Annotated in this window: 20 protein-coding genes; 6 read left to right on the top strand and 14 right to left on the bottom strand. The window is 34.4% G+C overall.

The window, feature by feature from the left end; all coding sequences use genetic code 11:
* The first annotated feature begins 806 nt into the window (after positions 1–806).
* Positions 807–1,712, top strand: coding sequence for an AraC family transcriptional regulator (locus HHU08_RS10735; protein WP_169188412.1), 906 nt, complete (start codon positions 807–809; stop codon positions 1,710–1,712).
* A 225-nt stretch (positions 1,713–1,937) separates the two neighbouring features.
* Here the strand turns inward: HHU08_RS10735 and tnpA are convergent, their stop codons facing one another.
* The 5 genes from tnpA to HHU08_RS10710 form a co-directional block, all read right to left on the bottom strand.
* Positions 1,938–2,405, bottom strand: a complete 468-nt coding sequence (tnpA, locus tag HHU08_RS10730; protein ID WP_100525941.1) for an IS200/IS605 family transposase — start codon at positions 2,403–2,405, stop codon at positions 1,938–1,940.
* Positions 2,406–2,669: 264 nt separating this feature from the next.
* Complete coding sequence (locus HHU08_RS10725; RefSeq protein ID WP_169188411.1) at positions 2,670–3,269, bottom strand: histidine phosphatase family protein; 600 nt, start codon at positions 3,267–3,269, stop codon at positions 2,670–2,672.
* Positions 3,270–3,828: 559 nt separating this feature from the next.
* Complete coding sequence (locus tag HHU08_RS10720; RefSeq protein ID WP_169188410.1) at positions 3,829–4,944, bottom strand: IS4 family transposase; 1,116 nt, start codon at positions 4,942–4,944, stop codon at positions 3,829–3,831.
* A 384-nt stretch (positions 4,945–5,328) separates the two neighbouring features.
* Positions 5,329–6,075, bottom strand: coding sequence for an SDR family oxidoreductase (locus tag HHU08_RS10715; RefSeq protein WP_169189657.1), 747 nt, complete (start codon positions 6,073–6,075; stop codon positions 5,329–5,331).
* A gap of 257 nt (positions 6,076–6,332) precedes the next feature.
* Positions 6,333–6,707: a MerR family transcriptional regulator gene (locus tag HHU08_RS10710; RefSeq protein ID WP_224428591.1), complete on the bottom strand. Its 375-nt coding sequence runs from the start codon at positions 6,705–6,707 to the stop codon at positions 6,333–6,335.
* A 725-nt stretch (positions 6,708–7,432) separates the two neighbouring features.
* On the opposite strand from HHU08_RS10710, the gene HHU08_RS25920 reads away from it, so the two are divergent.
* The 3 genes from HHU08_RS25920 to HHU08_RS25440 are packed head-to-tail and all read left to right on the top strand — an operon-like array spanning position 7,433 to position 8,826.
* Positions 7,433–7,744, top strand: a complete 312-nt coding sequence (locus tag HHU08_RS25920; RefSeq protein WP_016205489.1) for a transposase — start codon at positions 7,433–7,435, stop codon at positions 7,742–7,744.
* A gap of 11 nt (positions 7,745–7,755) precedes the next feature.
* On the top strand, positions 7,756–8,655 hold the full coding sequence (locus HHU08_RS10705; protein ID WP_040344397.1) for an IS3 family transposase: 900 nt from the start codon (positions 7,756–7,758) through the stop codon (positions 8,653–8,655).
* 45 nt (positions 8,656–8,700) lie between these two features.
* Positions 8,701–8,826 carry a hypothetical protein gene (locus HHU08_RS25440; protein WP_263479876.1) on the top strand — a complete coding sequence of 42 codons (126 nt, stop codon included), beginning with the start codon at positions 8,701–8,703 and terminating at the stop codon, positions 8,824–8,826.
* Between the two features lie 226 nt (positions 8,827–9,052).
* Here HHU08_RS25440 and HHU08_RS10700 read toward each other — a convergent pair whose 3' ends face one another.
* The 7 genes from HHU08_RS10700 to HHU08_RS10670 all read right to left on the bottom strand — a co-directional run bounded on the left by HHU08_RS10700 (position 9,053) and on the right by HHU08_RS10670 (position 19,031).
* Positions 9,053–9,445, bottom strand: a complete 393-nt coding sequence (locus tag HHU08_RS10700; protein WP_169188409.1) for a MerR family transcriptional regulator — start codon at positions 9,443–9,445, stop codon at positions 9,053–9,055.
* A gap of 589 nt (positions 9,446–10,034) precedes the next feature.
* Positions 10,035–12,236, bottom strand: coding sequence for an alpha-galactosidase (locus HHU08_RS10695; protein ID WP_169188408.1), 2,202 nt, complete (start codon positions 12,234–12,236; stop codon positions 10,035–10,037).
* Positions 12,237–12,317: 81 nt separating this feature from the next.
* Positions 12,318–13,136, bottom strand: a complete 819-nt coding sequence (locus HHU08_RS10690) for a carbohydrate ABC transporter permease (protein ID WP_169188407.1) — start codon at positions 13,134–13,136, stop codon at positions 12,318–12,320.
* Positions 13,136–13,990, bottom strand: a complete 855-nt coding sequence (locus HHU08_RS10685) for a carbohydrate ABC transporter permease (protein WP_224428455.1) — start codon at positions 13,988–13,990, stop codon at positions 13,136–13,138. Before HHU08_RS10685 ends, HHU08_RS10690 begins: the two co-directional genes overlap by 1 nt.
* Before the next feature lie 201 nt (positions 13,991–14,191).
* Entirely contained in the window at positions 14,192–15,424 is a 1,233-nt protein-coding gene (locus HHU08_RS10680; protein WP_169188405.1) for an ABC transporter substrate-binding protein, read from the bottom strand.
* A 925-nt stretch (positions 15,425–16,349) separates the two neighbouring features.
* A complete protein-coding gene (locus HHU08_RS10675) occupies positions 16,350–17,378 on the bottom strand; it encodes a LacI family DNA-binding transcriptional regulator (protein ID WP_205835603.1) in 1,029 nt (342 codons plus the stop codon).
* A gap of 465 nt (positions 17,379–17,843) precedes the next feature.
* On the bottom strand, positions 17,844–19,031 hold the full coding sequence (locus HHU08_RS10670) for a YhgE/Pip domain-containing protein (RefSeq protein ID WP_169188403.1): 1,188 nt from the start codon (positions 19,029–19,031) through the stop codon (positions 17,844–17,846).
* A 166-nt stretch (positions 19,032–19,197) separates the two neighbouring features.
* On the opposite strand from HHU08_RS10670, the gene HHU08_RS10665 reads away from it, so the two are divergent.
* A complete protein-coding gene (locus tag HHU08_RS10665; RefSeq protein ID WP_224428113.1) occupies positions 19,198–19,815 on the top strand; it encodes a TetR/AcrR family transcriptional regulator in 618 nt (205 codons plus the stop codon).
* A gap of 144 nt (positions 19,816–19,959) precedes the next feature.
* On the opposite strand, the gene HHU08_RS10660 is transcribed toward HHU08_RS10665, so the two are convergent.
* Positions 19,960–20,349 carry a GNAT family N-acetyltransferase gene (locus HHU08_RS10660; protein ID WP_407939863.1) on the bottom strand — a complete coding sequence of 130 codons (390 nt, stop codon included), beginning with the start codon at positions 20,347–20,349 and terminating at the stop codon, positions 19,960–19,962.
* A gap of 97 nt (positions 20,350–20,446) precedes the next feature.
* Positions 20,447–22,099 (bottom strand): glycoside hydrolase family 13 protein, encoded by a 1,653-nt coding sequence (locus HHU08_RS10655; RefSeq protein WP_169188401.1) that lies wholly within the window; start codon positions 22,097–22,099, stop codon positions 20,447–20,449.
* Positions 22,100–22,210: 111 nt separating this feature from the next.
* Here HHU08_RS10655 and HHU08_RS10650 point away from each other — a divergent pair, with 111 nt between their 5' ends.
* On the top strand, positions 22,211–23,086 hold the full coding sequence (locus HHU08_RS10650) for an AraC family transcriptional regulator (RefSeq protein ID WP_016204709.1): 876 nt from the start codon (positions 22,211–22,213) through the stop codon (positions 23,084–23,086).
* The last annotated feature ends 32 nt before the right edge of the window (positions 23,087–23,118 follow it).

Raw genomic sequence — 23,118 nt, 5'->3', positions numbered from 1 at the left:
TAACAGTCTAAATCTCTTCGATTAAGGATTATGTGTCAATCGGTTACCACTTGATCGCAACTTAATTACACAGCCAAAGTAATCTTTGAGAGCCATTACATCCCCTGACTGGTTATGATAAGAGAAATCAACTGTTCTATATAATATAAGATTTTAAAAAAATCACTCATTATAAGACAATTAATTCTGAAAAACACTTAAAAGCCAATATGGAAAAATTGGCTTTTATAGTAATCTACATTTACAGATATCAAGTTTAAATTAGCTAAATATAAAGAAAAAAAGTTAAAGAAAATAAAATTCACTATTTTCCTACTCGATTTTTGATAATGCATTTTGGATATCATTCAATCCCCTTTGATTCAAGCTAACATCGACTGACATAGATTTTCTTCGAGAAGCTCCAATCTTCGGGTACCTTTTACTAAAAATATCTACAGGCCTGTTTTCTATGACCATTACATCCATTATGGAAAAAAAGAATTTTTCACATTAACTTTCTTCCCTCGAAATTCAAGGGAATTTTGGGATTTGAAGTCTGAAGCAATACCGACTACCGAAGAAGCTGGACGAGCAAATATAGTTATAGCAAAAAGCATGAATTGTCTCTGTAATCGGCTCATCATTTTCTCCCCCTAAATTTATTATTATTAGTATGCCTATTTATATTATGCCCTGTTTTACAGATGTCTGTTATCCTATTCCTTTCAAATGTTTGCCTATTCCTCTTACGATCACTTACCGACGAATAGTTCATGCTGTATAATCAAACTATTAACTATTCCAAAATAAAAAGGATGATTTACATGTCTAACAATGGTTATAGTGAGCATGAAGAGCTCATCGGTATTATTAAAGGATATTCATCTACGAGTGGAACACATCTAACACCCATTCCTTCTTTATTTTTTTCTCGACAAACTAGAGAAATTGGACCATCCCATGGAGTACACACCCCTTCCTTATGTATAGTGGTTCAGGGTTTAAAGGAGGTATTTCTTTCACGAGAGCGTTATTTATATGGTCCATCCGACTATCTAATAACATCTATAAATGTCCCCATCACTGGTCAAGTCTTAATAGCATCTGATACTGTCCCATATTTGGCGCTCAAACTCGAATTTACACCAAATCAAATATTGGAGGTTTTAACTAATGCTGGTATCCAACCTGTTGCTAGGAACAATGCTAAAAGGGCTATGTCTGTCAATAAAATGGAGTCCGCCTTACTAGATGCAGTACTTAGACTTGTACAACTATTAGAAACTCCAAACGATATCCCAGTACTTGCCCCACTGATAAAAAAAGAGATTCTTTATCGTTTACTAAAAGGGCCGTTTGGGATGACGCTTGAGCAAGCTGCAATTGATGGAAGCAGCACAAGTCATATCCGAAAAGTTATTGATCAAATTATAAAGAACTACGATAGCCCTTTTCGAGTAGAAGATCTTGCAGAAATTGCAAATATGAGTGTATCTTCCCTTCATAGACATTTTAAGGACGTTACTGCCATGAGCCCAATACAGTTTCAAAAGAAGTTGAGATTACAAGAAGCTCGTCGCTTGTTATTATCTGGGTCAACGGATGCATCAAATGTAGCATTTCAAGTTGGATATGAAAGTCCATCCCAGTTTAGCCGCGAATATTCTCGAATGTTTGGTTTTCCTCCAATAGAAGATATAAAACGGCTAAAGACAGCAACAAATCGTTAACAAAAAGAAGCATAATGAAATAAATTGAAACTAATAATAATTTTTATCGGGTTTAATATTAAAATGACATATATTCACACAGATGATAAATCAAAACCACCAGTGTGAACTGGTGGTTTGCTCTGCGGCTAAAAGCCTCTCTTACCGGCCTCGGCCTTAAAGGCCCACTGAAAAGGTTTCCCTTCTGCACCACATTCACTCACCAATTCTAAAGAATTTCTTTATTTACTTCCGATTTTTCTCACCCGTGAACGGATCGAATTCTTCGAACAACGTTAGCTGATCAGCCATATAATCTTCTTTCAGCTGATTTCTTATATATTCTTGTATTTGTTTCTTATTTCTCCCCACGGTATCAACGTAGAAACCACGACACCAAAATTTACGATTCCCATAGCGATATTTCAAATTCGCATGTCGATCAAATATCATCAGGCTACTTTTTCCTTTTAGGTAACCCATGAACTGCGATACACTTAATTTTGGTGGAATACTAACCAACATATGGATATGATCCGGACAGGCATTTGCTTCATGTATAATGACACCTTTTCTTTCACATAGCTCTCTTATGATTTGTCCTATACTCTTTTTGTATTTGCCATAAATAATTTGCCTTCTGTATTTTGGGGCAAAGACTATGTGATACTTACAATTCCATGTTGTATGTGCTAAACTGTTCATGTCCTTCATAAGGGCATACCTCCTTCTTGCGTGAGATAAAGTGGTCGGGAAACCAACTTTATCCTACCATGAAAGGAGGTTTTTTTGTTACCTCGCTATAAGCTCTCCGGAACCCCCGGCATAGCCAGGGGTTTTCGAAACCATCAAAAAAACCTCCATTGTTAGTATTTCTCTAACAATGGAGGTTTCACTTAAAAAGAGAGGTAGAGCCTTTTAATCCATTTTCAGATTAATACTTTACTTCTCAGGAACTATATATCATAATCGTCAAGATCAAGAAATTACTGAAAGTCCATCTCTTAATCCACTAAAATTATGATTAACAATCTCAACTAGCTTAAATTCTTTTTTCTCATACTCAAATTTTAAAATACAACAGTTTCCTATTTTTGCTTGTTGCGTTATAGAACTAGTATGTTCCCAGTATCTCATAAAATTTCTACAAGATGCTCCATGAGATACAGCTAGAACAACTTCATTATCTTCTTCCATCATTTTTTGACAAGTAGTAGCCATTCTCAGTTGTACTTCTTTTTGGTCTTCCCCGCCATACTTAACAAAAAAATCATTATAAGGCAGTGGTGGGTTTAGATCTTCACTTTCTCCTTCAAAAGTTCCGAAGTTCCATTCCTTTAATCCTTTTAGTCTTTTATATGAAATATCCGTTACAATTTCTAACGTATCACTTGCTCTTTCAGAGGTGGAACAATAAGCATAGTCAAAAACAATATTATTTTCTTTAAAATACTTAGCAGTAGTCTCTGCTTGTTTGATTCCTAACTCTGTAAGCGGAGAATCGCACCAACCTTGAACTTTTCTTCTTTTATTAAACAATGTCTGTCCATGTCTCATCAAAAATAACGTCTTTTTCATTTCGTTTCCCCCTCTTTAATTTCTAAGAAAAAAACATTAAATAAAATGTAAACTAATATAAAGGAACTTAGTTTCTTTCATTATCCAATAATATTTTTGATAAGCGTTATCAAAATTCTCTTGAATTTTTGCCTAAAACTCTTTATTTCTCTTATATAATAAATAAGTAATTTGCAATATCACAATCACCTTTCAATCAACCTTATATCTAACGAAGGACTTAAAACAATTTTCTTACTTACCCGATCTCTAATTATGCATATACTTAAAAACTTCCCATTATCAAATCTGGCGAAAAATCAATGGATACAGCCACATATTCTTAAAATAAAGATATTGTGCTAAGAATAGGCAATTTATTGATAGGATTACGATAGCGCTTTCTAATCTTTCTTTTATATAATATATCTCACTAGTGTTGCGTAAATAGTGTCATAATTTTCAGTTTAATTGTTTACTCTACTTAGAGCCAAAAAAGTAATTACCTTTCTAAAGGCGGCTCCTGTCCATTTGGAAATTTATTTACAATTAGACCTGTGCAACGACAACAATTTGTTGATTAAGGGATGGCTTTTCCTTCAATTTTGCGAAGCCAGACATGTGCTGGTTTCCACAATGCTGCCCTTAAATAACGGCTAATTTGCAAGGTTTTCCGCTTACTTTTTGTTTCGAGTTGTACCAGAACATGAAGACAAAAAACAATAAGTGCGATAAACACTTGATTTTGAATCGCCCATTCACTTTGACCGTAGAATTTCTTGATATTGAGATGTTGTTTAATCCATTTAAAAAACAGCTCAATTGCCCATCGTGATTTATACATTTCCGATATTTCTTCGGCGCTTAAGTCAAAACGATTTGTGATTAAATGAAGTTCATTACCTTTTGAATCTATTATTTTTAGAAGTCGAAAATAGTTTTCAGCTCGGTTTTGAGTTGTACCAATCAACACCATTTGATCCGACAAAACAGATGAATCCTTGGGTAGTTTAAAATCATAAACCTCCCGTACGACTGCGTTTTTTCGTAGCCTAGAAAGAAAAAAGTAGCCTTCATCGGTCATGCGATCAAAACGCTCGTAGTCTAGATAACCTCGGTCAAACACATACATGCATTCTTTATCGTCAACCATAATCTCAAGTTGACCACGATCGTGTTCGCTTGCCGTTGTCATCACGGCTTTTTCGGGATAGGATTCTCCCTTTTCCATAAATACAAGGCGTAAGTGTAACTTTACGCCTGCCTTAGTTTTGCGGAACTTCGCCCATTTATGATTGGTCAAATTTAGTGGCAAAGTACTTGAATCAATAATTTTTAACGGCATGACAAGTTTTGTGTAGTGTGTTTTGGCGTGAATTTGTCCGACTAAATCAAGGAAAAGTCTTTGAAACAAATCTGGATTTAGACCATTTAAACGGCGCGAGAGCTGAGAAATGCTTATAGAATCAAGGTCGATTTCCTTTTGAAGATGATCATCAAAAAGGCAATCACTTAACGCATGAAGACTTTCAACTTCTTCTAATTGTGCAAAAAGTAATAGTTTTAGGAATGATTCTGTCGTTAACTTTTTCGTATAGCAATCTAATTTCAATGTTTTCACCTGTTCTTCAAATAATTGAAGATTAATTGGCGAAAACCATTGTCCAAATGAAGTTTTTCGTGTAATCTTGTCCATGAGATTGGTCCTTTTTTAGTGGATTTGGACGGGTTACCACCTGACTTATCCATTATAAAGGACTTTTTCTATGCATAAAATAATAAAAGTGAACATTTCGAGTATTTTTAATAGTGAAATTAAATTAATGCAACACTAGTGAATAAAAATATATAAAATATTCTTTGTCTTCTCATATTTCCTCTTCTCATTATTTATTCATATGAAATATTCAATCATTCAGTAAATCATTAAGGAAAGTATTGCTAGATTCTTTCCTTAATGATTTACTCTTTCTGTAAAATAAAATTATTAATTGTAAAATCTCGACTCTTATTCCCCACCATACAATAATTGATTGGTATGAGCATTCTATTTGCCTTTTTTCTTTTCAATTACAAAAGATTAGACAACTTGTTTTGTTGGACGAATTAAAATTTCACTTACCGCAACAGTCTCAGGTGTGCTAATAGCATAAGCTACTGCATCTGCGATATCGCTTGATTTCAAAGAAAAACCTTCTCCTGAATCCATAAGATTCTTTGTCCATTCTCGATCTTCAGGAGTATTAATTGTTGTATAAAGTTCAGTACTTACAGCACCTGGTGAAATAATAGTTGATCGAATATTATTTTCTCTTTCTTCCTGACGCAATCCTTCCATAATCGCTCTAACTGCAAACTTAGTTCCACAGTATACAGCAGAACCTGGATAAACAACATGTCCAGCTACAGAATCAGTTGAAATAATGTGACCGGACTGTTGTTGCTTCATAATAGGCAAAACAGCAGCGATTCCATTTAATACACCCATGATATTAATATCTAACATTTGACGCCATTCATCAAAGCGAGTTTCTGAAAGTGGTGCAGTTGGCATGACTCCAGCATTGTTGTAGAGTACATCAACTCGACCATATTTTTCAACTGCCAAATCTATAACTTTTTGTACCTCCTCTTTATTCGATACGTCGGCAACTGTGTATGAAATTTCAGCATTTGGTAAGGATTCAACAAGGGATTTCAAGCGCTCTTCTCGACGAGCTGCGATCACTAGTTTAGCACCTTCGTGCGCAAGTTTCTTGGTAGTTGCTTCACCAATTCCACTTGACGCACCCATAATAATAACAACTTTTTCTTCAATATTTTTCATAATAAGTTCCTCCTTAATGAGTATTACAACCATACACTACTCCTTAAAGTTGACTTCAAGTCAAGTGGAATAGAAAATTTTTCGCCCTAAACATTTTAAAAAATCGTTCATTTTATTCCTACACTTTTAACATCTTTGCAAGCTATTAAATACTATCTTTTTCAATAAATATGTTGTTTATCCAATTAATAAATTCTTCTTTCTCTTTGCATCACTGTTATAACTATGTCTACACGAATATGATCTATCATCTTCTCTTATTTCGTTTCTAATTCATCGAAAGACTGCATTCTCTCTTTAATTTTTACAACAGCTTTATCTAAGTCTCTTTGTTTCTCAATCATTTTCTGTTTGTATTTTCCGAGTATCAGTTTACTTTTCAATTCTGTACATTCCTCTTCATTCGTTAATTCGACAAACTCACGCAATTCAGAAAGGCTGATGTCCGTTTTTCGTAAACATACAATAAGATCTATCCATGATAAATCTTTTTCGTAAAACATCCGATTTCCATTACTATCTCTTTTTATAAAAGGGAGAAGCCCTTCATGTTCATAAAAACGCAGTGTATGTGCAGCTAGACCTACCCTTTCAGCAGCTTCCTTTATATAAATTGCTCTTGTATCCTCCACCCTTTTCCCTTCTCCTTTCCTTACAACTCAATATTCCAATAATACTTGTCTTTTATTTTCTTTTATATAATGTTTTTTCCCTTAATATAAAATCCCTATCTAGCAAACAACTATATTACTCCTTTCCATAAACATGAAACAGAGAGCTGAAATGAATACTAGTAGCTTAAATCGTTATCTCCCCATTCTTACGACAGAGAACCTATCATTCAAATAAGTTTAGTCATATCTTCCTCAAGGTATTGGTTGCTTTTTCCCCACCTTCCTTCTTATTATGAACAATCCCTATTGTTCAAACATGATTATAAACTTTAAAGTTTGCATTAATGCAACCCTTAATATAAAAAAATTTTTTCACGTTGGGACGATAATGCCTTTGCTAATAATAAAAATAACCTTCAAGATAGTTATAAAGAAGACTTCCCTAAGTGGGGCTCTTCCATATTCCCACCAATGGTTAATTACCCTTATCGAACCTATATGGGAAAGTTCCAACCTCGCTTCCTCGATTTTTCGCAGCTTGCGCTTACAGTTGGTTAAGTCTTACTGTCTGTTAAGAGTGGAATAAATAGTTTATATTTAAACTTGTTTTTTATAACGATTTCCTTTCTCAGTAAAAAAATGATACGTACATAAAAAAGTCGTTTCTCATAAGCCCCAAAATGAACTTGGACAATAAGAGTAATATTTATTATACTGCTTAATGTACCAAGGAGGCTGACATCATGAAACGAATAAAACATTCTAAAGAATTTAAATTACAAGTCATCAAGGAAGCCCAAGACACAGGGAAGAATACCCTTGTAGCTCGCCGGTATGATCTGAATCCCAATATGGTTAGTCGCTGGGTTCGTGAATACAAAGATGGTAAATTTGGTGAAGTAGATGTGGCTGTGCTGCCAGATATAGACTCCAAAGAATTATCCAAAGAAAATGAAAAACTTAAAATGTTATTAGGTGAAAAAGACCTTGAAATAGCGATCCTGAGGGATCTTATAAAAAAGAAAAACCCTCACTTGCTGAAAAGCATGAAGTAGCTAACAAATGGATTCAAAAAGGCTACTCGATTTCAAAGGTGCTTAAAATCATAGGTATTCCTCGATCCACATACTATTATCAAAAGAATTATCGTGTTGAGGAGAAAAAAGTAAGTGAGGGACGTCCAGCACCAGGTTATTCGATCCAAGAGGACGGTCAAAAGATATCAGACGAACAGATTAAAGAATTTCTACTAGAAGAGATTGCCGGTGATTGCTATAACTATGGTTATCGCAAACTCACTAAGGTCTTAAGGCGAAAATACAAACTTAAAATTAACAAGAAAAAAGTATACCGGATTTGTAAAGAATTGGGCATCTTACGCCCACAGCGCCAAAAGAAAGTCTCATACCCTAGGAAACTAGCAAGAAATCGCATTATTACAAGATCTAATCAGCTATGGGAAGCTGACATTAAATATGGCTTTATCGAAGGTGAGGATCGCTTTTTCTTTGTCATGTCCATCATCGATGTTTATGACAGGGGCATCATTACCTATCATATGGGATTAAGCTGCACTGGAGATGATGTCAAACAGACACTGAAAAGGGCATTATTAAAACGCCAACAATATGATGAATTGGAAAAACCTGTAATCCGAACAGACAATGGACCGCAGTTTATTTCCCATACTTTTGAAAAGTTTTGTGAAGATTCCAAAATTGAGCACGAAAGAATTCCACCAAGAACACCAAATATGAATGCTCATATTGAGTCTTTCCATCGCATTTTTGAGGACGATTGCCTATCCAGATGGCAGTTTGAAACCTACACAGAAGCATATCAAGAAGTCATGAATTTTATGGAGTTCTACAACGAGAGACGTATGCATTCTAGTATACTAGATTTGTCACCAAAGGAATTCTATCAAAAACAAGATTCATTGGTGATCAAGGAGGTTCGGGTGTAATGGATGTATTCATTCAAAGCATCAGCTTGATTTGGAGTGGCGGGCATGATAGCCTCGTTCGGCGATGCCAATGTTGTAAAACAGCTGGCTTCTTGGCAGGAGAATCATGCCCGCAGAGGCTCCATGTCAAGCAACATGGCCTTTTTGAAGAATAATGAAAGAAATCTATAAAATAAAAAACTGAGGAAATGAAAGAATAAGAGAGTTATTGTCCAAAATTCGGGGGTTAATCCGGTTTTCGCATTGATAGGAAAACGACTTTTTTATATTCATATCATAGTTTTATACAAAGGTTTCTATACGGAAATACCATTACCCGTAGTATATCATCAAAATATTATTATATTACTGATTTATACACAGTTAATTTACCTAGCTATAAGACTAAGTGAGATAATTACTTATTCGCACTTTCTTTTTCTTCCTCATACTTCATTTCTAAATTATTATAATACCCTATCTTTGAATCAATTTTTCTAAAAGCAATGTCAAAGTCTTTTTGTTTCTTCATCATTTTTTCTTTATGTTTTTCAAATATCTGTTTACGTTGTGGTAATGTCTCCTCACCCTCTTGCGTTAATTCAACAATTTTACGTAAATCAGATAGAGCGATATCAGTATTACGTAAACATACTATGAACTCGAGCCACTTTACATCCTCCTCATCAAAAATACGATTTCCATTCTCGTCTCTTTTTACAAAAGGAAGAAGCCCTTCTTGTTCATAATATCGAATTGTATGTGTAGGTAAACCCACTTTTGCAGCAGCATCTTTTATAAGATATTTCATTATATATAACCTCCATTATAATTTTAAATATGATAGTCTACACTCACCTTAACATAACTTTTCAAACATCAAATAATCTTCTACGATCTAACCCACTATCTCTCCTTATATTTTAAACGAAACCTATAAAGGTTTACTCAATAATATGAACATATTATATCTTAATTACTTGAGCTAAATCTGTAATTACATTATAAACAAATCACTATTTCACTAACAAAACATCGACTATTATTATGAAATTTTTATATTTCCTCAGTCATATTTTTTATTTTCAGTATCCTATTAAATGTCACTCTTTAAACATATTATAAATGTTAAAGTATACTTTAATGCAATACATAAATTTAACTCCTTCTTAACCTTATTTTAAACATGAAGTATCAAATAACCTAATACCCCCTTATAGTTCACAAATTAAAAAAGCTTCTCACGCTTTTATTAAAAGACAGAAGAAGCTACAACAGTATAGTACTATAAATCTTATCTGGCAGAAATTTCTATATTTCCAAAGGAAACTATTAGTTGATTACTTCGATGCAAAACCTTTTAAAAGGAAGCATAGAAATCTACTACGCTTCCCCATGAATTATGACTTAATGGCCTTTAAGTGCCAGAAACAACTTTGAAAATCTCCCTTTATTTCACCTGGAATACTAATCCCAGCGTATGAAAGCTCATCTCCGCCGTATACTCGCTCTGTTCCCAAAACTTGATACTGTTTGACTGGATCGATTCCTTTGAGCTTTAGTTTAGTAAAAGGAGCAGCTGGCTCAGCTAGTACTCGGAAATAAAATACTATTGCTTCTGTTTTATCATTTGTAGTAAACAGCCAGGCCGTTTCATTACTATCAAACGGACTTAGCAAGCGGTAAAAATCACCAAACTGGATTAATTGGCGAATTCTCTTATAGCCTGAAATTTGTTCCTTGACTATTTCTTTTTCTTCGTCAGAAAGTTTAGATAAGTCAAGTTCATAACCTAAATTACCTGACATAGCTACATCTCCACGCATCTCTAAGGTAGTATGGCGATGGACCTGATGGTTTGGAACTGCTGATACATGAGAGCCCATTGAAACAATCGGATAAACAAGACTTGTTCCATACTGAATCTTTAAGCGTGAAACGGCATCAGTGTTGTCACTAGTCCACGTCTGCGGCATGTAGTACAACATACCAGGGTCAAATCTTCCACCACCGCCGGAACAACTTTCAAACAGAACATCCGGGAAGGAAGAAGTAATTTGCTCCATTATCTTATATAGTCCCAACATATAACGGTGTGCTGTTTCTCTCTGTCTATCGTGAGGGAGTTGTGCTGAACCGATTTCTGTCATATGGCGGTTCATATCCCATTTAACATAGGAGATTGGTGCGCTGGCTAATATATCGCAAACCCGCTTTGTTATTTCCTCGCATACATCTTCTCTCGAAAGATCCAATATAAGCTGGTTGCGACTTTCAGACCGATTTCGCTTTGGAACGTGAAGACACCAATCTGGATGCTCTCGATACAAGTCACTATCAACAGAAATCATTTCTGGTTCAAACCACAGACCAAATTGCATTCCCATATCTTTAACGCTCTGCGCGAGTTGATTTAAACCTGCTGGCAGTTTGTTTTGGTCTACGAACCAATCGCCTAAAGAAGAAGTATCATTATCTCGCTTCCCAAACCAGCCATCATCCAATACAAACAATTCAATTCCTAATTCATTACCTGCTTCGGCAATTCGAGTGATTTTTTCGGCATTAAAATCAAAATAAGTTGCTTCCCAGTTGTTTAATAATATTGGACGCTCTTTATCCCGGTGTACCCCCTTCACTAGACGGGTACGATATAACTCATGAAAAGTTCGAGACATTTCTCCTAGACCCTCCGACGAATAGACCATAACAGCTTCCGGTGTCTGGAAACTTTCTCCTGATTCCAATTTCCAGCTAAAATCAAATGGGTTTATTCCCATTGTAACTCGCGTATTGCTAAATTGATCCACTTCCGCTTGTGCAAGAAAATTTCCACTGTAAACAAAGTTAAATGCAAATACTTCTCCCCTATCTTCATTAGTATCTTTACTAAGAAGTGCAATAAATGGATTATGCTGGTGGCTGCTTGCACCTCTTGTGCTTTCAACAGACTGAATACCATGACGCAATGGATTGCGTTCCATATGTCTTTCCTTTACATGGGCACCGTGCAGATGCAAGAAGTCAAAGTCTGCTTCTCGAAAATCCACACACAAGCTAAGAGCACTTAGCAATGTAAGATTCTCTTCTCCCCTATTTATAAAGCGTACAGATCTTGTTATTACATTTAATTGCTCAAACGCGGTATAGCTTAAAATTACTTTCAACCCCAAAACGGAGTCTTCCATCGTAATTTCAAGTGTTTCTGCTTCCTCATCATTTTCCACGTATGTGGAAGGCAGTCCGTCTAATGCAGGCTTCCCTTTAGCAATATGATGGGAGATATACTTTAGATCGGTTATCGTTGACCCATTTTCCAACTGAACTTGGTAAGCTGGCTTTCGAAAGTCTGTATTGCCATATTGCGGATATTCTTGCGGTAATGTATCTAAAGAGAAAAATCTGTCATTTCTATACTCATACGGGTTTCCAGAGAACCCTCTATCTTGATATTGAAGATAGTTGGAGTGGTTATATTCTCTAATCCCTTTTCCCCAATAGTAATGTACTAAGTAACCATCACGTACAATCCCCATCACATAACTAGTATCTTTTGCCTTTAAATGAAATGTCTTGTCTGTCGATTGATAAAAAATTGCCATAAATATTCACAACTCCAATACTTTTTTTACCAGTTCTAATCCTCTGCAGATTTAAAATGAACCTGTAGATGTTTGAATTCTTTATTTAATTGCTCCTTTTACAACTCCACCAATAATCCATCTTTGCGCAAATAAATAGACAATTACCATAGGAGCCATGGATAATAAATAGGATGCAAAGGCTAAGTTGTAATCTGTGCCAAATTCAGTTTGGAACACGTATTGTACAAGTGGCAGAGTGTAATCTGCTGAATCACTTAAGATAACTAACGGAAGCAAGAAGTCATTCCATGCCCATAAACAAGTCAGAATACCAACTGTCGCGTTAATCGGTGTTAGGAGAGGGAAAATAACTTTCCAGAACACTCCCCATGTACTGCAACCATCCATAATTGCTGCTTCCTCTAACTCTAACGGAATGGACCGGATGTAGCCTACATAGATGAAAATATTCATAGCCATCCCATAAACCACATATAGAATCGTTAACCCCACTGGATTGTTTAAGCCAAGAGCAGAAGTTTGTTTTACAATTGGGAGCATGATAATCGGAAACGGAATAAATAAAGCACTAACAAAGTAATAATATAAACTTCTAAATAGCTTTCGGTGCATATTTCTCGCTATCGCATATGCTACTAATGAATTCGATAGAATAGTTAACACTAATGTAAAAACAGTTATGAGGGCACTGTTTTTGAAGGCATTAAAAAAGTTGGTTGCTTCAATCGCTCTGATAAAGTTATCCCAGTGAAAATTAAATGGGAACGATAATGCTGACTCTGCCAATTCCTGGGGATTTTTCAAAGCAATTGAAATGGTAATATACAAAGGGAAAAGTATTAATAACGATCCTAAAGCAATTAGAAAAGTTACTGGCCAATTCACACGTTGTTTCATTACATATTCATCTCCCTTTTTTGTAAAACTTTAAGTTGGAAAACTGAGATCACCATGATAACTATGAAATAAACCACAGCATTTGCAGACTGGAATGCAAATTCACCACCGCTAAATCCTCCGTTATAGATTAATAGAGCAATAGAAGTTGTTGCATAACCAGGTCCTCCATTTGTCATTGCGACAATCTGATCAAAAACCATCAATGAGTTTTTCATAGATAAAACCATATTAATCGTAAAGAATGGTGCAATAACAGGGAATGTCACTTTCCAGAATTGTTGCCAACGATTTGCCCCATCAAGACTTGATGCTTCATATAATTCAGTTGGAACAGTTTGCAGACCAGAAAGATATAAAATGATATTAAAAGCGCATGACTGCCATATGAAAACAATCATGATTCCAATCCATGCAAGGTCAGCATTTCCAAGTATATTTTGGGTCAGAAAACCAATATCGTATTTCTCGCCTAGCTCTGGAATAATGTTGGTGAAAAAGAAGTTAAAAATAAAGCCAACAATGAGCACACTTAAAATATTAGGTAAAAAGTATACAGCTCTAAAAAAGTTCCTTCCCTTAATTCTTGCATTTAGTCCAACTGCTACAAAAAGACTAATAATATTGATTAGAATTGCCCCGATAATAGCAAATTTAAAGGTAAACCCATAGGAATCAAGGATTGTTTGATCTTTGAATAAATTGAAATAATTTTTAAACCCTACAAATTCGTAATCCAGAGCAATACCGTTCCAATTAGTGAATGAATAGTAAACCCCCTGTAAGGCAGGAAGCGTATGAAAAGCAAAGAAAAGTAATGCTGCAGGGATAACCATCAAATAAAAGGCAATCATCCTTGGATTTACTTTCTTTCTGCGCTTAATCACAGGAGTAGATTCTGGAGTAGAAGTTGGCAATTTATTGATAATGGATTCGTTATTTTTCATTAAAGTTACACTCCCTTACAAAAGGTGGGAATTGTCCCTTGAAAAATTTCAGCATTATAACACGATTATGCCTAACCTTGTCTTTGGGACAAATTCCTATTACATATATTATTGACGACTTTGGACTTTTTCCCAGTCCTTTTGAATCTTTTCAAGGAAAGCATCTACATCCTTATCCATTACTAATGTTTGCAATGTTTTATCTGGTACTACACCATTTGGAATATAGTGATCAGGAAAGTCAGCAAGTGCTCCTTTTTCAAAGCTTTCTTTTAGTTCAGCAACACTTGGATCATCTTGAGTAATTCCTTCAAGTGCAGAGAAAGCATTCTGTTCGTCAATATATTGTTTTGCATTTTCTTCTCGAAGAAGAAAATCAACAAATTTTTGCGCTTCCTCAGGGTGCTTGGATGAGGCTGCAGTCGCTAACAGTAAATCAACACCAGACACTACTTTCGTTTCCTCTGGATTATTTGTTACAGGTAAAGGAAAAACACCTAAATCAATATCAGGGTTAGCTTTCTTAATTTCAGGAATTGCCCATATTCCTTGAAGATACATAGCAGATTTACCATTTGCAAAAGCGGTATTGCCGTCATTATAACCCACACCCTGTTGATTATTATGACCGTAGTCAGATAATGCTACCATTTTTTCTGCCGCATCTTCATATCTTTCTCCAGCAAGAATCTTTCCATCATTTAACTGAGTATAAAAATCTTCGCCTTGCGTATTAGCTGCAAGAACATTAAAAGCTGAGAGAAGAGTCCAAGAATCTTTATACGTGTTATAGAACGGAACCTGTCCAGCATCTTTAACCTTTTGTGCTACATCCATAAACCCATCCCATGTTTTCGGTATTTCTAAACCCAAGTCTTTAAAAATCGCTTTATTGTAGATAACCCCTACTGCATTGGCTACGTAAGGAATAGCGTATGTTTTGTCTTGGTTAGATACATCTTTTAGCATTTGAACATATGCCGACTGAATCGATTTTAGGTTTGTATCATTGGAAACATCTGTGAATACACCTGTTTCTGCCAAATCTTTATATGTTATATCTCCTCCAATTCCCATCACATCAGGAATATCCGATTTGGATACTCTCGTACGCAATACAGTAGTAGCTTCAGGTGGACTTGTTTGCTCGACATCAATATTAGGATTCTCCCCTTCAAACTTCTCAATTAATTTATCAAATGTATCCATCCCTTCACGCTTATAATGGAAAAATTCAATTTTCACCTTTCCGTTTTGTCCCTCTGCATTATCGCCACCACATCCTGCAAGTAACGAAATAGATAATACACTTGTTGCAAGTAACGAAATTGTCTTCTTCATCAAAATCCCTCCAAGATATTATTAAAAAGAAATGATAAACAAATAGATGACATTCTTTATTGTTGGGAACGATTTCATTTGTGCGTAAAATCTCTTTAGGTAATTATATCTTTAAGTAATGAAAGATGAGTTCTTTCCGATCGAAAGTTTACTAAAGTTTACCTAACTAATAAAAAATACCATTTATCTCAATCAATCAATCTAGTTAAATTAACTAAATTAATATAAAATTACTTTACCAAAAATAGCGCTTTCTTTCAATATTTATTTTTAAAATCACTAATTATTTTTCTGATACTTTGGATATAACCTCTAATTTTCTCTTATTTTAGTAAAATAGCACTCTTTACTTATTTTATATTAAGTTATGAACGGCCTAACTTAAACCAAACCTATTCATAAATAACTAACTTTTTTCTCCATACTATTAAATTCTAGAGTTTCTATACACACAAAAAAAGGGCAACCAAAATGCCAGTTATCTGACCTTCTAAATGCCCATAGAAACTATTAAATTAAATATTGAACTCTTTCCCCTCTTAATCTCTATATTCAAGATTCATTTTATTACTTTAAGATTAATCCATACCCCTAAGAATACATTGGATCTTTTTTCAAAAAACGGTTTAAATTCCTCATCACTATAGTTATGGCGATTAATTTCACAACCTTCCCGTTTCAACTATTCGTTTAAGATTATTTCTCCTGCCAATAGACCAACAAAATATACTTAAGGAATACTTGGTGAAAAAAGTTGAATCGCTCTTACTGCCAAATAGGCACCAGTTTCACAATTAAGATAAGAATATTTAAGTATCTCTAATTTGAAGTCAAAGGTAAGCATATTATTCCTTCAGATGTATTATTAAGGAATAGCTCAAAAAGAAATGGAATGAAATGTTATTGTCCAAAATAGATGGCTCTATTATTTCTTCCTTTCACCAACACTGTCACGCAAGATTAATTGTGCTGGAAGAACAGCTTTTATAGGTATCTCTCTCCCTTTCAGACGATCGTAAAGCAACTTTACGGCTGTTTTCCCCATTTCGTTACCATGCACTCTTACGGTAGAAAGAGGAGGATTAATAAATGCAGCAGCCTCAATATCATCAAAACCGAATACAGAAACATCATCTGGTACCTTAATACCAGCTTCATGCAGTGCACGAAGCACTCCGATTGCCATAGGATCACTCCCCACTACAATAGCACTTCCCAGCATTTCACTTTCCATTAGCTGTTTTGTCAACATGTAGCCGCTAGTAGATCCCCAATCACCTTCTAACACTTTAGCAGGATTATACAAACCTTTGTCTTTCATTATTTTTTCAAAAGTACATTTCCTTGTATCTTCTTTTTTAATTGTCTTGTTTTCTACTAATTCATAAACATTGCCTTTACCTCCTAAATAAGCAATATCTGTATGACCCAGTGTAAACAAGTGGTCTACTACTTGTTGGGTAGCGCCTTCAAAATCTGAAATGACCACATCAATATTTGTACCTTGAGGAAGATAATCCACTGCAACAATATGATCATTTTTATTGTAAATCTTTGTTAAATCATTGATATCAATGTCACCAATCACAATTAGACCATCCAAATCACTTAAACTTTCTGCTGTAATATTGCTTTTCCCAACCATCATAGTGGAAGTGATTGTAAAAGAATATTGGTGGCAGGTATTTTCTATTCCATGACGAATGGACTGAAAATATGGGTCAATGGTTTCGTCATTTAACATAATGAGCCCAATTTGGTAGACATCCATTTGCTTGTTGCCTACTTTTGAACTTTTCTTTCGTAATGGTTTATAATTCAATTCGTTGACTATTTCTATAACCCTATTTCTTGTGTCCTCTGTAACCGATAGCGTTGGATCATTGTTCAGAATTCTTGAAACCGTTGCCGTAGAAACTTTAGAAAGTCTTGCTATGTCTTTTATTGTTACCATACTATCACCTTTTTTAGTTAATTTAACTAAAACAATATACTGATACTGTAACAATAAAAGCGCTTTACTGCAAGCGTTTTTTCATAAAATCCCCCCTTTTTAAAGTGGGATTTAAAAAATTTTTATAAAGTATTCACATCTTTTCCATACACTTTTTAGCATTCTATTATTACATTCACACAGTTAGTTTACTTTACTTTTACACCAAAGGCCAGCCATGGTTCTAACCTAATATCTTCAAGACTTCCTAATTTAGTTTTATCCTTTTGAATAGTTATCTCTTCAATGTGATCCTCTGTTGAAAAAGGGTGCTCTTCATTCAAAAAGTTCAGGTTTCAGTCGTTTATAATTTAGAAATAATTAATTGCGCTAATTCAAGTGTATCTTTTCACAATTTAGATTTAACTTCACAATATAATAAATAACAGCTAATAACTTCGATAAGGTTAATCAACTATAGCAATTTTACTTAGACATATCGACTTTTTCCACTACCAGCATTCCTCCTCGTAATGCCGAGCCTAATATAACAAAGATTCCCCCCACTGCAATCCATACAAGGACGGAAACTGGAGTATTCCATGATAAACCTTTTCCAAAGAAAAATAATTCTCTAAGTCCATCGACCATAAAACGCATTGGCATCCAAGCGTATATCCAATCTTGATAAAACGGCGACATCATTTCAGGTGCCAGTGATAATAAAGGTGCTCCGAAAAATAATAATAATACAAAGATACTAATTCCCTTAAATCCTACCAATGAAAGTACTGCTGATACCATTAAGAAGAAACTCAAAGAGGCAATGGTTAGAAACAAGGCTGTATCCATGTAATTAGGTATAGTTAATCCTACCATTCCTTCTGCTATCCATGTAAAACCAAATCCAATTACTATTGCTATAATAGCACCTATTAAGATTTGCCCGATCTTTATCATGAAGTTTTCTTTTCGAGTATTGATTGGCATTTTTCTAACCGCCATAAATATTATGGCAGCACTAGCAATACTTGCCATCCATAATGGTTGAAACAAGGAAACGGGTGAATTGCCATTTGCACTATTTTCGCCTATTTCATTAACATTTGTAGCTTCTATTGTAATTGGTATTACCAAACTAGAAACCTGTTCTGTTGTTAAAGTAACACCTAGATTCTCAAAACCTTCTAGTAGTTGATTGCGAACATTATTGTTCAAATTATCAACTATCCCGGTCAATATTTGTGCTGCTGCGGTTGAAGCTGCGGTATTCATTCCTTGATTTATTAATATTTCAACTTCTGGTGATGAAGGTGTTGTAGTTTGCAAGGATGCCTGCTTTGCACTAAATTCTTTCGGAATAATCAATGCTGCATAATACGCTTGATTATCCAATCCTTTTTGTACTTCCTCTGTGTTTTTTACTTCTACCCACTTTACTGCAGGATCTTCATCCGTTGTTGATGCTGAACTTTCTTGGATACTTTTTACGATTTTTTCGCCCATATTTACCTTAGACTGATTGGGCATTTCCATCCCTTCATCTTCATTCACAATTGCTATTGGCAAATTTTTTGGTTGAGGCTGTACCAAAGGAAATAAGGTTAGTGAAAAAATAAAGATAACTGCGAATGCAATAATTGGCGTTATAAGTACCAGTTTATTTTTGAACATATTGTTTTATCCTCCTATAATTCAAGTTATAATAATAAACAACGTGTTGCTTATACAATTGAATTATAGGTTTTGATTATCCCTTATTCAATAATCAAAATTGAATAATCTGTCGGTTAATAAACACTTTTTTAGAATGTGTAGGATATAATTAGGAGGAAATATATTGAAGCATCGCACTACAGATTTAAGGGTATTACGAACAAAAGAATTAATACGCAATTCATTGGTAGAATTAATGGAGGAAAAAGGATTTGAAGCAATTACTGTTAAAGATATTACAGTTAAAGCTAAAATTAACAGAGGAACCTTTTATGCACACTATCAGGATAAATACGATTTAATGACAAAATGTCAGGAAGAAATGATGCAGGAAATGTCAAACATAGTGAAACAAAACTTCCCAAAAATGATTGCTAACCTTAAAACAGACTCATCCTCGTTAGTATCTTTTACTCCTGCCGTTCTTATTTTTGCATACTTAAATGAAAATAGCGGATTTGTGAAAGCAGCGTTAAGTCCAAAAGGAGATTTATCGTTCCAAATAAAATTGAAAGAGTTTATTTGGAACTTATTACTCGAAAACAGCCCCTATCCCCTTATAAAAAAGGAAAACTTACTTGTTCCCGTGGACTATTTAGTATCTTATATAACATCTGCTCATTTAGGTGTAATTCAGCAATGGTTGAATGGTGGAAGAAAAGAGACTCCCGAAGAGATGGCTCAAATCCTATCAACCATTACAATGAATGGACCATTTTTTGCAGCAGGATTAAAAAAATAAACAAATATATACAAGAGGACTTGTTGAAAGAAAGGTCCTCTTGTTTGATGCCTCTTTATTGCTGCATCAATGATTAATCCAAAATCAGCTTTAATCAAAGCAATGTCGTACTTTTTACTGATATTTCTGCACTTAAGCACATGTCTATTTTGAAATGACAGTGAACATCCCTGTCATATTCGGTGAGTAGTCTTTCATCTTATATTTCTCATAGAACGGTTCTTTACCTTGCGAGGCAAACAAACCAACAAATGCCTTGTCTGGGGCATTTTCATGTAAGTATTCAACCAAACGATTCATTATTTCATTTCCTATACCCTTTTTCTGATAATCAGGATAAACTACTATATCTTGAATATAGAAATAAATAGCCCCATCGCCAACAATTCTGCCCATCCCTATAATTTGTTCATTATCTTTGACTGTGAGGCAGTAAATAGAATTACTTAAGGATGTTTCCGCCACTTCAAAATTCATATAATCAGTCCATCCCACAGAGTCACACAAATATTTGTATTCTTCCAATGTTGGCATATTCGCTTCAATCTTAAAGTTTTTCAAAATGTTTCCCCCATCCTCCCACACTATCTAAATTCTACTAAACTTCTTATCTATGCTATTACTCATTATATCAAACCTTTCCTTCTTTAACTTCATACATAATAGCTTCGTAAGACCGCAATTTTATCTTTTTTAGATCTAAACTTGAGTTATTGTAATTACTAATTAATATCTCTGCTTTTGAGTTATTAGACATTTCATAAGAAAACTCTTTCTCATGCTCGTAAAAGTTACAAACAATTAAAATTTTCTTATTCTCTAAAATACGTTCATAGGCGTAAATACTGTCATCCTCAGGATTGAGAAGATGATAAGTACCATAAATAAGAGTAGTATTATTCTTCCTCATATTGATTAATTTTTGATAGTGATAGAAAATAGAATTTTTATCATTGAGAGTATTTTCGACATTGATAAAAGTGTAATTGGGATTTAGTTTCATCCATGGTTTCCCTGTAGAAAAACCAGCATTTTTTTCATCAGACCATTGCATCGGCGTTCTCGCATTGTCTCTTGCTTTCAAATAAAACGATCTCATAATTTCTTCTTCACTAAAACCAGCTTTTATCCGTTCTTTATAGATATTTTGAGTTTCAATGTCGATGTAGTCATCAATTGAGTCAAAAGCAGCATTCGTCATACCAATTTCTTCTCCCTGATAAACATAGGGTGTACCCTTCATTCCATGTAATAAGGTTGCCAACATCTTTGCTGATTCGACCCGATATTCACGATCATTGCCCCATCTAGATACAATCCTTGGTAAGTCATGATTGTTCCAAAATAGGCTATTCCACCCTTCTTGATCAAGAGCGTATTGCCATTTACTTAATACCTGTTTTAACTCGACTAATTCTAATTTCTTTAAATCCCATCTTTGCTTACCTGGTACCTTATCTAATTGCATATGTTCAAATTGAAACACCATATTTAATTCTTTTCGGTTAGGATCAGAATATAATTTTGCATTCCCTGTTGTTGCTCCCCATGTTTCCCCAACAGTTAGTAAATCGTGTTTTCCGAAAGTATTATGATACATTTCTTGCAAATAACCGTGTAACTTGGGACCATTTTCCTTAATAAGGTTATCTGGTTCCTTCCCTATTAAATCAATGACATCCATGCGAAAACCACTTATACCTTTATCAATCCAGAAATTCATCATGTCCCAAATGCTCTGTTTCATCTCTTCATTTTCCCAATTTAAATCAGGTTGCTGTTTGCTATAAAAGTGTAAATAATATTGACCTGTACTTTCATCATATTCCCAAGCTGATCCACCAAAATTAGAATTAAGTTCATTTGGCTCCTGACCATTTACCGAATCACGCCAAATATAATAATCTCTAAAGGGGTTATCTTTTGATTTCTTAGCTTCAATGAACCATGGATGCTGATCTGAAGTGTGGTTTACAACTAAATCCATAATAATTTTTATGCCTCGCTCATGACTCTCCAATAACAGTTTATTCATATCATCCATTGTTCCATATTCAGCCAAAATAGAATGATAGTCACTTATATCATAGCCATTATCAACATTAGGAGATTCATAAACAGGGCTTAACCAAATAACATCAATCCCTAGTTTTTTCAAGTAATCTAATTTTTGTATCATACCTTTTATATCACCAATTCCATCACCGTTACTGTCATTAAAGCTACGAGGATATATTTGGTATATTACACTTTTATGCCACCATTTTTGCTGAAATTTTTCCATTTGGATCCCCCTTTTTGTATTAGACTCATTAATTCAGTATAATTAATTGCTATTATTACTTCTTGCACTTTTATAAAAAAATAGCACTATTTTCACTTTAGGAGAAAATTTATGAATAAGAAAACTTTAAAAGAACAGTCCACACATGGTACTCCATTATTTCCGTTGCACATATACAGCAAGGTTAGAGAAAGAGAATACCATGTAGACTTCCATTGGCATGAGGAACTAGAGTTTATTTTTGTTGAAAACGGAGTAATGGAGATAACTATAAATGCAGAAACATTACAAGTTGCAAAGGGGCAGTTTCTTTTTATCAATTCTGGTGACTTACATAAAGTTACCTCAAAAGGCCCCTCCATTCACCATGCCATAGTATTTCATCCGCAAATATTAAATTTTGACTATCCTGATATAAGTCAAAGTTCTATTATTAATCCTATCAGTAAAGGATTTCTGCGTTTTCCATCTACTGCTGAAATTAAGGAGGACGTAAAGAAATATATAGTCGATAAGCTTAAAACAATCATTGCATTAAACAATGCTGAATCTGACTTAGCTGCCTTAAGAATTAAGATCACATTGCTAGAAATTATTTTAGGGCTTTATGAGAACCAACTTTTTGGAAAATTACAAACGAACATTAAAGAGAAGCAAGAAAACATAAAAAAAGTAATTACCTATATCCAGGATAATTACGATAAAAAAATATTACTGGAAGACTTAGCTTCTCTTTTAAATATGAACAAAAACTATTTCTCTAAATATTTTCATACAGCCATTGGAAAAACACCCATCCCCTATATTAATGAATATCGATGTGAAAGAGCTGCTGAGTTATTAAAAAGCAGTGACCTAAAAGTCTTGGATATTTCCTTTATAGTTGGTTTTGAAAATTTCAGCTATTTTATTCGTAAATTTAAAGAACATAAACGTTACTCCCCAACCCAATATAGAAAGAAATTTTATATGGAGAATGTGCAATAATGGATTACTCTTAAACTAACCTGATGTTCTTT

The organism is Niallia alba (assembly GCF_012933555.1).
Taxonomy (GTDB): domain Bacteria; phylum Bacillota; class Bacilli; order Bacillales; family Cytobacillaceae; genus Niallia; species Niallia alba.
Note: the sequence above shows the minus strand (reverse complement) of the source record. Positions and strands in the feature narration are given on the sequence as shown.

Bases quoted from the DNA above. Each gene is read 5' to 3' on its own strand.
- HHU08_RS10650 (WP_016204709.1), top strand. From the start codon at position 22,211: ATGAATAAGAAAACTTTAAAAGAACAGTCCACACATGGTACTCCATTA.
- HHU08_RS10700 (WP_169188409.1), bottom strand. From the start codon at position 9,445: ATGAAATATCTTATAAAAGATGCTGCTGCAAAAGTGGGTTTACCTACA.
- HHU08_RS25920 (WP_016205489.1), top strand. From the start codon at position 7,433: ATGAAACGAATAAAACATTCTAAAGAATTTAAATTACAAGTCATCAAG.
- HHU08_RS10685 (WP_224428455.1), bottom strand. From the start codon at position 13,990: ATGATTGCCTTTTATTTGATGGTTATCCCTGCAGCATTACTTTTCTTT.
- HHU08_RS10725 (WP_169188411.1), bottom strand. From the start codon at position 3,269: ATGAAAAAGACGTTATTTTTGATGAGACATGGACAGACATTGTTTAAT.
- HHU08_RS10715 (WP_169189657.1), bottom strand. From the start codon at position 6,075: ATGAAAAATATTGAAGAAAAAGTTGTTATTATTATGGGTGCGTCAAGT.
- HHU08_RS25440 (WP_263479876.1), top strand. From the start codon at position 8,701: ATGATAGCCTCGTTCGGCGATGCCAATGTTGTAAAACAGCTGGCTTCT.
- HHU08_RS10670 (WP_169188403.1), bottom strand. From the start codon at position 19,031: ATGTTCAAAAATAAACTGGTACTTATAACGCCAATTATTGCATTCGCA.
- tnpA (WP_100525941.1), bottom strand. From the start codon at position 2,405: ATGAAGGACATGAACAGTTTAGCACATACAACATGGAATTGTAAGTAT.
- HHU08_RS10720 (WP_169188410.1), bottom strand. From the start codon at position 4,944: ATGGACAAGATTACACGAAAAACTTCATTTGGACAATGGTTTTCGCCA.
- HHU08_RS10675 (WP_205835603.1), bottom strand. From the start codon at position 17,378: ATGGTAACAATAAAAGACATAGCAAGACTTTCTAAAGTTTCTACGGCA.
- HHU08_RS10690 (WP_169188407.1), bottom strand. From the start codon at position 13,136: ATGAAACAACGTGTGAATTGGCCAGTAACTTTTCTAATTGCTTTAGGA.
- HHU08_RS10695 (WP_169188408.1), bottom strand. From the start codon at position 12,236: ATGGCAATTTTTTATCAATCGACAGACAAGACATTTCATTTAAAGGCA.
- HHU08_RS10660 (WP_407939863.1), bottom strand. From the start codon at position 20,349: ATGCCAACATTGGAAGAATACAAATATTTGTGTGACTCTGTGGGATGG.
- HHU08_RS10655 (WP_169188401.1), bottom strand. From the start codon at position 22,099: ATGGAAAAATTTCAGCAAAAATGGTGGCATAAAAGTGTAATATACCAA.
- HHU08_RS10680 (WP_169188405.1), bottom strand. From the start codon at position 15,424: ATGAAGAAGACAATTTCGTTACTTGCAACAAGTGTATTATCTATTTCG.
- HHU08_RS10735 (WP_169188412.1), top strand. From the start codon at position 807: ATGTCTAACAATGGTTATAGTGAGCATGAAGAGCTCATCGGTATTATT.